General features: G+C 71.3%; 13 protein-coding genes. 7 read left to right on the forward strand and 6 right to left on the reverse strand.

The genetic code is table 11. The annotated features are described in order from the left end of the window. Positions 1 to 66: 66 nt before the first annotated feature. Positions 67 to 720, reverse strand: coding sequence for a type III effector protein (locus tag AB0M03_RS27285; protein WP_363495383.1), 654 nt, complete (start codon positions 718 to 720; stop codon positions 67 to 69). 104 nt (positions 721 to 824) lie between these two features. Here AB0M03_RS27285 and AB0M03_RS27290 point away from each other — a divergent pair, with 104 nt between their 5' ends. The 5 genes from AB0M03_RS27290 (at position 825) to AB0M03_RS27310 (ending at position 3,157) form a co-directional block, all read left to right on the forward strand. Continuing rightward, positions 825 to 1,259, forward strand: a complete 435-nt coding sequence (locus AB0M03_RS27290; RefSeq protein WP_363495386.1) for an Hsp20/alpha crystallin family protein — start codon at positions 825 to 827, stop codon at positions 1,257 to 1,259. A 17-nt stretch (positions 1,260 to 1,276) separates the two neighbouring features. Further along, positions 1,277 to 1,705 carry an STAS domain-containing protein gene (locus tag AB0M03_RS27295; protein WP_363495389.1) on the forward strand — a complete coding sequence of 143 codons (429 nt, stop codon included), beginning with the start codon at positions 1,277 to 1,279 and terminating at the stop codon, positions 1,703 to 1,705. A 12-nt stretch (positions 1,706 to 1,717) separates the two neighbouring features. Then, positions 1,718 to 2,131 carry a DUF2267 domain-containing protein gene (locus tag AB0M03_RS27300; RefSeq protein WP_363495392.1) on the forward strand — a complete coding sequence of 138 codons (414 nt, stop codon included), beginning with the start codon at positions 1,718 to 1,720 and terminating at the stop codon, positions 2,129 to 2,131. Between the two features lie 166 nt (positions 2,132 to 2,297). Then, positions 2,298 to 2,684, forward strand: coding sequence for a hypothetical protein (locus AB0M03_RS27305; protein ID WP_363495430.1), 387 nt, complete (start codon positions 2,298 to 2,300; stop codon positions 2,682 to 2,684). A 32-nt stretch (positions 2,685 to 2,716) separates the two neighbouring features. Then, complete coding sequence (locus tag AB0M03_RS27310) at positions 2,717 to 3,157, forward strand: hypothetical protein (protein WP_363495395.1); 441 nt, start codon at positions 2,717 to 2,719, stop codon at positions 3,155 to 3,157. Positions 3,158 to 3,259: 102 nt separating this feature from the next. Here the strand turns inward: AB0M03_RS27310 and AB0M03_RS27315 are convergent, their stop codons facing one another. Continuing rightward, a complete protein-coding gene (locus AB0M03_RS27315) occupies positions 3,260 to 3,853 on the reverse strand; it encodes a J domain-containing protein (protein ID WP_363495433.1) in 594 nt (197 codons plus the stop codon). A 177-nt stretch (positions 3,854 to 4,030) separates the two neighbouring features. Between AB0M03_RS27315 and dnaK the strand changes: the two genes are divergently transcribed. Next, positions 4,031 to 5,884, forward strand: a complete 1,854-nt coding sequence (gene dnaK, locus AB0M03_RS27320) for a molecular chaperone DnaK (protein WP_363495398.1) — start codon at positions 4,031 to 4,033, stop codon at positions 5,882 to 5,884. Positions 5,885 to 6,193: 309 nt separating this feature from the next. On the opposite strand, the gene AB0M03_RS27325 is transcribed toward dnaK, so the two are convergent. Next, positions 6,194 to 6,409 carry a hypothetical protein gene (locus tag AB0M03_RS27325; RefSeq protein ID WP_363495401.1) on the reverse strand — a complete coding sequence of 72 codons (216 nt, stop codon included), beginning with the start codon at positions 6,407 to 6,409 and terminating at the stop codon, positions 6,194 to 6,196. Between the two features lie 162 nt (positions 6,410 to 6,571). Further along, positions 6,572 to 6,733 (reverse strand): Uma2 family endonuclease, encoded by a 162-nt coding sequence (locus tag AB0M03_RS27330; RefSeq protein ID WP_363495404.1) that lies wholly within the window; start codon positions 6,731 to 6,733, stop codon positions 6,572 to 6,574. Between the two features lie 121 nt (positions 6,734 to 6,854). On the opposite strand from AB0M03_RS27330, the gene AB0M03_RS27335 reads away from it, so the two are divergent. After that, on the forward strand, positions 6,855 to 6,977 hold the full coding sequence (locus AB0M03_RS27335; protein WP_363495406.1) for a hypothetical protein: 123 nt from the start codon (positions 6,855 to 6,857) through the stop codon (positions 6,975 to 6,977). Between the two features lie 437 nt (positions 6,978 to 7,414). On the opposite strand, the gene AB0M03_RS27340 is transcribed toward AB0M03_RS27335, so the two are convergent. Beyond that, a complete protein-coding gene (locus AB0M03_RS27340; protein WP_363495409.1) occupies positions 7,415 to 7,675 on the reverse strand; it encodes a transposase in 261 nt (86 codons plus the stop codon). A gap of 202 nt (positions 7,676 to 7,877) precedes the next feature. Then, positions 7,878 to 10,460: an RICIN domain-containing protein gene (locus tag AB0M03_RS27345; protein WP_363495412.1), complete on the reverse strand. Its 2,583-nt coding sequence runs from the start codon at positions 10,458 to 10,460 to the stop codon at positions 7,878 to 7,880.

Consider the following 10,460-nt stretch of genomic DNA (forward strand, 5'->3'; position numbering starts at 1 on the left):
CTCGGTCGGGCCGATCCGGGGCCAGCAGGTCGCCTTGATGAGTGGACCGGGCATCGGCTCTGTCGGTCAGTTGCGGCGTTGGTCGCTGTCGCGGCGAAGCCGGTCGGCGTGGCGGACCAGGGCGTCGATGCGGGCGGCGAGGTCCGGTCGGCGGGCGGCGAGGAGCGGGGCGAGCGCCTCGAGCGGCTCGAGCAGCAGCGCCGCGTCGTCCGCGCCGAGTGCGGCACGCAGGGTGGCGAGGTGGCGGCGGGTGCCGTAGGCGGCGGTGTCGAGGGCTGCGATCTGGCCGGCGAGGCTGCGCAGCGTTGTGGGGTTGGCACGGGCCCAGGCGGTGACGCTGCGTTCGGCGGCGCGGCGGTCGCGTTCGGCCCGTACCCGTTGGTCCTGCGTCGTCCCTGGAGCGGAGGCGGTTCGGCGGGTGCGCAGGTAGCGGCGTTCGGCGGCTTGGCGGCTCCTCACGCCGAGCGGCCCGGACAGGTCGGCCCAGGTGGCGCCGGCGCCCCGCGCGGTCTCGACGAGGTGCGGCTCCCACTGGTCGAGCGCCTGGCGCAGGTGCTGCAGCGCGCTCAGGGCATGCAGCGCACGGTCTGCCGGGTCCCTGGCCCCGTCGTCGGTTGCGGTGACGGCCCGGGTCATGGCTGTCAGGGCGGTCAGCAGCGGCCGTGCGGCCTCGTCGGTGACGGGCGGCTCGGGCGTCGTCCCGCGTTCCGGTGCTGTCATTGTCCGTGCCCACTCGTGGTCTTGTCATCCGATAGACGACATGCTACAACGTTTGTGAACGAAACGTCCGGTTTCGTCCGGACTGGGTCGTGGAGGTGTTCACGATGCTGATGCGCACCGATCCGTTCCGTGAGCTCGACCGCCTCACGCAGCAGTTCCTCGGCACGACCGGCACCTGGTCGCGGCCGACGGCGATGGCGATGGACGCCTACCGCTCCGGCGACGAGTACCTCGTGGTCTTCGACCTGCCGGGCGTGACCCCCGAGGCGGTGGACATCGACGTCGAGAAGAACGTGCTGACGGTCAAGGCCGAGCGCCGACCGGCCGCCAAGGGCGACGACGTCGAGATGGAGGTCTCCGAGCGGCCGCTGGGCGTCTTCTCGCGCCAGCTGTTCCTCGGCGACACCCTGGACACCGACAACATCCACGCCGAGTACGAGGCCGGTGTGCTCACCCTGCACATCCCGGTCACCGAGAAGGCCAAGCCCCGCAAGATCGAAATCACCGGGGTCTCGGACCACAAGGAGATCCAGGCCTGACGAGGGAGGGATGAGCGATGGCCGCCACCTGCGCCCCGGACTGGCTTGCGGCTGGGGGCGCGGCCTTCGACGGTTCCCGCACTGCGGCTGCCCCGACCTCCGGGGCGGCCGCAGTGCCGCCACCCCCGTCGCCGGACGGCGGCGTCACCGTGGTGACCGCGCGCGGGGAGATCGACATCGAAACCGCCGACGCGCTGCGCGCCCGACTGGAAGCCGCACTCTCCCGCCACGCGCACGTGGCCGTCGACCTCTCCGGTGTGACGTTCATCGACTGCTCGGGCCTGCGGGCCCTCACCGCGGCCCACCGGCTCGCCAGGCGCACCGGCCGACGCCTGACCCTGCGCGCTCCGAGCCGCCCCGTCGTGCGGCTGCTCGCACTCACACGGCTGGATCGCGAATTCCCCGTCGAACTCCGATCCCGGAGCGGGAACCTCGTGCAGGGATGAGGGGATTTGATCATGGGTGTTTCCCGCGATGACTTCCTGGACCAGGTCGTCCAGCGCGGCGGCCCCCGGGACGAACAGGGCACGGAGCATCTCGTACGGGTCGTCCTCGGCCTCCTCGCGGAGCACCTGGTCGGCGCCGACCGGCTCGACCTGGCCGGATGCCTCCCCGGGGAGTACGCCGCCGTCGTGCGCGACGCGCCGGCCGCGGACCGGCCGCTGAGCGCCGACCAGTTCGTCGCCGCCGTCGCGGGATGGGCCGGCACCGCGGCCACCGACGGTGCCCTGCAGGATGTCGGCGCGGTCCTCGGCGCCGTCGCCGACCTCGCCGGCGAGGACCTGCTGGAGCGTCTGCTTCTTCAGCTGCCCGCCGGCTACGGACTCCTCCTCAACGCGTCCCAGCGGGCGCGGCCCGCAGGTCGCACCTAGCAACGGCCCGCCGTGAAGAAGCACCGGCGCCAGCCCGGGCCGTCGCCCGTCCACGGCCTGCTCGCCGAGGGCCGCAGACCGTGCGGCAGCGCTCCTGCGGAGATCGCCAGATGCAGAAACACGGATGGTGGTGTGACAAGTGATCACGGAACTGGCCTTGGAACGTGTGGAGTTCACCTGCGGCCACTGCTGGCACCAGTGGAGCTGCGACTACGACGTCCAGCACTACCGCGACGACGGCGGCAGCGACTGGGAGTACTTCTCCAGGGACGGCATCGCCGTGGACTCCCCCTACACCCCTGCCGGCGCGCCGCCGTGCCCCCGGTGTGGACGCCACTGGGTCGGCCGACTCCTGGCCCGCCGACTCATCCCGACACCACCGGGCCCGGCCGGCACCCCCCGCCGGCACGTCGCCGCAGGCCATCGCCCCGAACGGCACGGCGCACCACAGCTCGCCGCGCAGGCCCACGCCCAGCCCGAGCAGCCCGGCCCACCGGCAGGCGCAACAGCGGCGGGCGGGTCTGCCGGGCAGACGTCGGACACCGATGCGTGAGCGTCCCGGAGGAGTGGAAGGGGGATGGAGCGATGCCGAGGCTTGCCGTCGACGGCGACGCGCTGGTGCTGCACCTCGGATGGTGGGAGCAGCTGGTCGCGCGGCGCCGACAGGTCCGGGTGCCGCTGGAGGCGGTGTCCACGGTCGTCGTCCGTCCGGATCCCTGGCGGGCCGTGCGAGGAGTGCGGGAGCGCGGCCTGCGGCTGCCCGGGCTGATGTGCCTGGGCGTGTGGCGCCATCCCGGCGGGCGGGACTTCGTCTCGTTGCGCCCGCGCCGGGACGCAGCGGTGTGCGTCGAGCTGCGGGACCCCTCGCCGTTCGTCCGCATCGTCGCGACAACCGCCTGCCCGCGGCAGACGGTGGCGGACCTTCGGACTGCGGGGAGCCGGGCAGTCGTGGCCCGCGCGCAGGCATACGGAACGAGGCGAGGAAAACCGGGCCGGCTGCCCGTCGTGCCGGTCTGCGGCCTGTGATCCCCGTAGTGCGGCGCTGGCTTGGCTGCTCGACCGATCATGCCCAGTGGCTGGGCCGGCGGACGGCTGAACGCGCCACGGCTGTGGGCCCGGCCTCGGCCGTCACGGCCGGCGGCCGATGCCCCACAGGTGCCGCAGCAGCAAGTCGGCGAGGTCGACCGAACCGCCCGTGTTTCCGGCCACCCGTTGCACCGGGCCGACCCGTATCCCGGCACTGGGCGGCCACCGGCTGTTCCGGCCGGACTCCGCGGATTCCGCGGATTCCGCGGATTCCGCGGACCGGATCCAGGCGCCGGCCGTGACGGGTCGGTCCCCGGCGTGGTGTACCCGCACCGGCACGCCTCGGGAGGGTGGGCGGCCCGCGTCGGTCGAGGTCCGGCCGACGGGCGGATCCGGATCGCGCGCCTGCCGCTGGAGCGCGTCGTAGGCGGCCCGCCGATCGGCATCGCCGAGAACCCGATAGGCGGCCACGACCTCGAGGAGCCGTTCTGCCGAGCGCGGTTCGGCGGGGCGGCTGTCGGGGTGCAGTACCCGCACCAGGGCGCGGTAGGCGGAGGTGATCTGGCGCGTGGTCGCCGAGGGCGTCACTCCGAGAACCGCGTAGGGGTCGGCCGGGACCAGCGGTGCTTCCACGGCAGCCCACCTCCCACTGTGTGCCTCCGGCGGAAGGCTGAACGTCCTCCTGTGGACCTGCATAAAACCAGGAGATGCGCCTGTCAAGCAGTCTGGACCTCCGGTCCCGGGCCTCCCGCTTGGACCTGCCGTCCCTCGTACGGTGACCGGAGCAGTCGATACTTGACTCTCATCGACTCAAGTTTTATGCCTCTATATAGGCAACTTCTGCAGCGAAGGGATCTTGAGAGGAGGCCGACAATGACACGCGCAGTCGGCATCGACCTGGGAACGACGAACTCGGTGGTCTGCGTCCTCGAAGGCGGCGAACCGACGGTCATCGCGAACGCCGAGGGCGCGCGCACGACCGCGTCGGTCGTGGCGTTCGCCAAGGGCAGCGAGGTGCTGGTCGGTGAGGTCGCCAAGCGCCAAGCCGTGACCAACGTGGACCGCACCGCCCGCTCGGTGAAACGGCACATGGGGGAGAGCGCCTGGCGGTTCCCGGAGAACGGGAACGTGGACGGCAAGCGGTACACCGCACAGGAGATCTCCGCACGGGTACTCCAGAAACTCAAGCGCGACGCGGAGGCGTACCTGGGCGAGGACGTGACGGACGCGGTGATCACCGTCCCGGCGTACTTCAACGACTCCCAGCGCACCGCGACCAAGGAGGCGGGCGAGATCGCCGGCCTGAACGTGCTGCGGATCATCAACGAACCCACCGCCGCCGCCCTCGCCTACGGGCTGGACAAGGAGAGCGACCAGACGGTGCTGGTCTTCGACCTGGGCGGCGGCACCTTCGACGTGTCGCTGCTGGAAATCGGCGAGGGCGTGGTGGAGGTGAAATCCACCTCCGGCGACACCCACCTGGGCGGCGACGACTGGGACCAGCGGATCGTCGACCACCTCGTCAGGCAGTTCAAGAACGGCTACGGCATCGACCTCGGCAAGGACAAGATGGCAGCCCAGCGGCTGCGCGAGGCCGCCGAGAAAGCCAAGATCGAGCTGTCCGCCGCGAGCGAGACGACGATCAGCCTGCCCTACGTCACCGCCTCCGCGGACGGGCCGCTGCACCTGGAGGAGAAGCTCACCCGCGCCCAGTTCCAGCAGCTGACCGCCGACCTGCTCGAGCGGTGCAAGGGCCCGTTCCACAGCGCGGTCAAGGACGCGAAGATCAAGGTCTCGGACATCGACCACGTCATCCTGGTCGGCGGCTCGACCCGGATGCCGGCCGTGACCGAGCTGGTCAAGGAACTGACCGGCAAGGACCCGCACAAGGGCGTCAACCCGGACGAGGTCGTCGCCGTCGGTGCCGCCCTGCAGGCCGGTGTCCTCAAGGGCGAGGTCAAGGACGTCCTGCTGCTCGACGTCACCCCGCTGTCCCTCGGCATCGAGACCAAGGGCGGCATCATGACCAAGCTGATCGAGCGCAACACCACGATCCCCACCCGCCGGTCGGAGGTCTTCACCACCGCCGAGGACAACCAGCCCTCCGTCACCGTGCAGGTCTACCAGGGCGAGCGGGAGATCGCCGCGTACAACAAGAAGCTCGGCATGTTCGAGCTGACCGGCATCGCACCCGCCCCGCGTGGCCTGCCGCAGATCGAGGTCACCTTCGACATCGACGCCAACGGCATCATGCACGTCGCCGCGAAGGACCTCGGCACCGGCAAGGAGCAGAAGATGACCGTCACCGGCGGCTCCTCGCTGCCCAAGGACGACATCGACCGGATGATCCGCGAAGCCGAGCAGCACGCCGAGGAGGACCGGCACCGCAAGGAGGCAGCCGAAGCCCACAACCAGGGCGAGCAGCTCGTCTACTCGACCGAGAAGCTGATCGCCGACAACCGCGACAAGATCCCCGCCGACGTGAGGTCCGAGGTCGAGACGGCAATCGCAGACGTCAAGGACAAACTCAAGGGCGAGGACACCGCCGCCCTGCGGGCCTCCGTGGACAAGGCCGCGGCCGCGGCGCAGAAGATCGGCGCCGCCCTGTACGCACAGGCCCCCGGGGCTGCGGATGGCACCGGCCCGTCGGCCCGGGCCGCGGGCACCGAGGAGGAGGTCGTCGACGCGGAGATCGTCGACGACGACACGAAGGGAGCCACCGCATGAGCGGACCGGAGCCCCCCGGGTCGCGGGAACAGCAGTCTCCGATCGTCATCCGCGACAAGCGCCGCATCGCCCGGACACCCTGCAACCCAGGGGGTCCGGGGCCGACCAAGCACAGCGTCAACGACCGGAAGAACACCAAAGCCGACACCGCCCGAGGGCCCGATCCGGGCGCGGGTCGGCCCGGCCGCCAAGAGGGGGGAGCGGCCGGGCGACGATGCAGGCGACAGCACTGCCCGCCCACCGACCGTACGACCCGCCAGGGCACCCGACCTGTCAGGCCGGGACGGGACACGTCGGCGGCGGATCGGGTCAGGCCTGGTCGTCCGGCAGGCCGGTGTCGGCGAGGTGGCCTTCGCCGAGCCGGCGGCGGGCGCCGGGCACCGTGGGCGGCGCGTCCTCGATGCGCGGCTCCAGGAAGGGGGCCCGCTCGGCCAGCGCCAGCCGCGCCCGGTCATCGGCCGCCACAGGCGCATCGGTCGCGGACTCGGAGAAGGGATGCCACAGAGCGCGGCGGTCGGAACTCATGATCACCAGTCTGGCAGCCCGCCCTCGGTCCCCTCACGCAGAGGCCCGAAGGGGTCGGGGGCGGGCTGGACTGCTGGGCTCTACCGGCGTAGGACCGCCGGGTCGAGATCGAGCGGGAACGGGTCATCGAGAGCGGTGGTCTCGCCGACCTGGACGAGACGGTCAACGTAGGTGCCCCGTTCCAGATGTCCGAGGTAGAGCCGGGGGGGCGGGGTCGAGTTCGAGACGCCAGTAGTGCTCGATGCCGGCCGCCGCGTACAGGGCGGGCTTCATCTTCCGGTCGGTGACCCGGGTGGACGGCGAGGCGATCTCGACGGCAACCACGACGTCACGGGCGCTCAGGGTAGTGCCGGCGGCCGCAGCCGCGGCGGCATCGGCTGGATCACACCCACACCACGATCGTGAACGAGGTCAAGGCCGAGCCCTCCCCGCGCCGGCCGTCACGGTGGCCGCGCCCGAGCCGGTGCCGGTCACCGTCGAGGTCACCGTGCCCGAGCCGCGCATCGAGACGGTCCTGGTGGTCGACCGCGGCGGGCGGCGCACCAGCCGCCTCGACGACCAGCACTGATCCAACTCCGCCGGGTGCGGCGGCCCGCTCGGCCGCCGCCCCGGGCAGCACCACCGTCCGTACCCGCCGAGCACGACCGGCCGAAGGAGCACCCTCTTGTCCTGGGCGATATCCCGAGACGCACAGCTCGCCGCCACCTACGAGAAAGCTGCACGCCCTGTCCGCCACCATCGCTGGCCTCGAGGAGGGAAGCCCGTCCCGGACCGGCCTCCAGGCCAAGGCCGACGCCCTGTGGGCCGAGATCCAGCGGCTGGAGAACTCCCGCAGCATCTCCCCGCAGATGCTGCGATGCACGTTGGCCAGGCGCGCCACGGCGAACACAGTGATCGTTAGGCCGTCGCGGGTCAGGTCGTCAAGAGCGGCCAGGACGCGGCGGCGTCTGCGGGCTGAGTCGTCGGCGCGGGTCTTCGCGAGTTGGTCGGCCGGTGTTGGCCGGTTCACGCTTCCCTCCCGAGTCGGATTCCGTTCGCGGTGGGTCGGACGGCCGGCATCCCGAGCTGGGCCGTTCGAGACTTGCGCAGGACCGCGGTGGCCTGGCGGATCTCCTCGCGGTCCTCCGGGGTCAGGGCGTTCAGATCGGTCTCCACCCTGCGGATCAGGCTTCGTAGCCGGGCGATCTCCTCTTCGGATGGGGCCGCCTCCGCGCGGGCCCAGTCGTCGAGCTCACTGGCCGCGGTCAGGCGTTCCCTGTTCCGCAACAGAGTGTCCAGGTAAGCCCGCAGGTCCGGCAGGTAGGACGGGTCGGTGCGGAAGTGGTCACAGCCCAGGCAGCGGAACCGGAACGGGCAGGCATGCCCGCAGCATCCCCGGCGTCGGCGCGATGGGTGTCGTCCTTGGTGTTCCGTCAGACGCGGCGGGACCGCAGGCGGTTCGGCCTGCGGCCCCGCTCAGGGGTCGGGATCAGGACGGGTCGCCGTACTGGAGGCCGCGGCCGTTGGTGCCGATGTAGACGCGGCCGTAGGTGTCGGGGTCGCCGGTGATGATGCCGAGGCTGCCGATGGCGCCCCACTGGTGGGCGTCGTCGTTGACGCGGAGCCAGGTGGCGCCCTTGTCGGTGGAGCGGAAGACTCCGGTGACGTCCTTGACGGTGCCGATCAGGTACAGGGCCTGGTAGTTGGCGCCGGGTGCGGCCTTGCCGAAGCCGAGGGCCGAGGCGGACTGCACCGAGCCGAGCGGGGTGAAGGTGCGGCCGCCGTCGGTGGAGTGCAGCAGCCCCTTGCCGCCGCCGGAGATCCACAGGTCCCCGGCGATGCCGGGGACGGCCGTGAGCCGGCCGGAGGGCAGGTTGCCGGTCCGGGCGGTGAAGGTCGCGCCGCCGTCGGTGCTGGCGTAGAGGGTGCCGCCGGACAGGGAGTAGAAGGTGTTGCCGGAGGAGCGGTCGGCGACGACCTCGGCGTCGGTGCCCAGGCCGCTGACCTTCGACCAGCTCGAGCCCTTGTCGGTCGAGCGGTACGGGACCTGACCGTCCTCGGTCCAGACGATGGTGGAGCCGTCCGCCGCAAGCGCGACACGGCCCATCTGGGAGCTGCTGACCGGCTCTGACTTGAAGCCGTTCCAGCTGCTGCCGCCGTCGGTGGAGTAGGCGCCGTCCTGCGCGCCGCCACGGCCGACGCGGACCATCATCGAGGGGTTGGACTGAGCGAAATCGATGTCGGTGCTGCTGCTCATCAGCGGGTTCTTCAGCCGTCCGGCGGGCACCTCGGTCAGGGAGTCGTGGCGGAAGCCGCCCTGGTCGCCCATGGAGGTGATGACGGTGGCGCCGCCGGGAGGGGCGATCGCGTCCGCCAGCGAGGTCTCCTCCAGCCCGCGGGCCCCGGAGGCCCAGTGGCTGGTGCCGCCGCTGTCGGAGGCGTTGGCGTCCTTGCTGCGCCAGATGCCGTTGCCGGTGCCGTACAGCGCGTGCCCGGAGTCGAAGGGATCGATGGCCAGCGCGGTCATCCAGTGCCCGGTGCCGGTACCGACGTAAGGAGCGCCGGAGGCGTCGCGCTGCGACTTGTCGGCCAGTGCCTTCCAGGTCGTGCCGCCGTCGGTGGTCCGGTAGACCTCGTCCTCGGGCCACCAGCGGTCGAGGGTGGTGACCATCACCGTGGACGGTCTCTGCGGGTCGACGGCCAGACCGGAGAACCCGTAACCGCCCTGGGAGGGGGAGATGTTCTTCCACGCGCCGCCGGACGGCGTGTACTTCCACACCGAGCCCGCCGTCGCGTCCATGGGGCCGATGCTGTTGCTGTAGGACAGGTACAGCGAGCCGTCACCGGAGACCACGCCGTGCTGCGGCATCTGGCCGGTGGGCTGCCCGGAGACGGCCCGCCAGGAGTTGCCGCCGTCGGTGGAGCGGTACAGGGAGGTGGACCTGTCGTTGACGCCGACGTAGACCGTGTTACTGCCGGCCGGGCCGTACGTCACGAAGGAGATGCCCGCGCCGCTGCTCGCCCCGCCCTTGACGGGGAACGAGGAGACCTGACTCCATGTCGCGCCGTGGTCGGTGCTGCGCCACAGGCCGTTCTTGCGGGTGCCCAGCAGCAGGGTGCCGTGGTTCGCGGGGTCGATCACGAGCCGTTCGCCCGCCCCGCGGCCGGGTTCGTTGCCGCCCAGCTTGAACGGCAGATCGGTGCGCTGGAAGGTGCGGCCCCGGTCGGTGGAGCGCAGGATCGCGCCGTTGCCGGCCCACTCGTTGGTGTAGGTGCCCGTCGCGAGGTAGAGCCGGTTGGGGTCGACGGGGTCGGTGGCCAGCGCATCTATGCCCAGCAGGTTCCAGTCCTTCTCGCCGATCCAGTCGGTCAGCGGTATCCACTGCTCGGCCCCGGTGTCCCAGCGGTACGCGCCACCCATGTCGGTGCGCGCGTACAGCAGGCCCTTCTCCTTCTGGTTGAAGACCAGACCGGTCACGTAACCACCGCCCGCCACCGGGGCGTTCCGCCACACGTACGATCCGGACCCGGTCTGCGAGCCGCCGCTCTCGGCCACCTTCACCAGCTTCCACTGCTGGTTGGCGCCGCCCCACCCGGACCATTGGATGACCTGCGCGCCCTGGTCCGTGGAGTTGCCCGTGACGTCCAGGACCTGACCGCTCTTGCGGGAGGTGAAGGTGACGGCGTCGGACCCGCTCACATCGCCGATCCGCCACTGCTGGGAGGCGGAGGAGCGGTCCGTCTGCTGCTCGGCGAAAGCCCCCTGGGCGGTCGAGCCGCCCGCGATGCCCAGCACCTTGCCGCTGTTGCGGTTCACCAGCTCGTAGTAGCCGTCCCCGGTGGGCTTCAGTTTCCACTGCTGGTTGGCGGTGTTCTGGTCGGCCCACTGCTGGATCCGGGTGCCGTCGGCGGTGGAGAAGCCGTTGACGTCCAACACCTTGCCGCTGCGGACCGAGACCAGCCTGTAGTAGGCACCGCTGTCGACCGTCGCGGCCTGGGAGTCCTCGTGTACGAACACGAAGTACGACCCGACGGTGAGGGACACACCGAGCGCCAGAGCGGTGGCGCTCAA

Origin of the sequence: Kitasatospora sp. NPDC051914 (assembly GCF_040680995.1) — a bacterium.
Lineage (GTDB): Bacteria > Actinomycetota > Actinomycetes > Streptomycetales > Streptomycetaceae > Kitasatospora.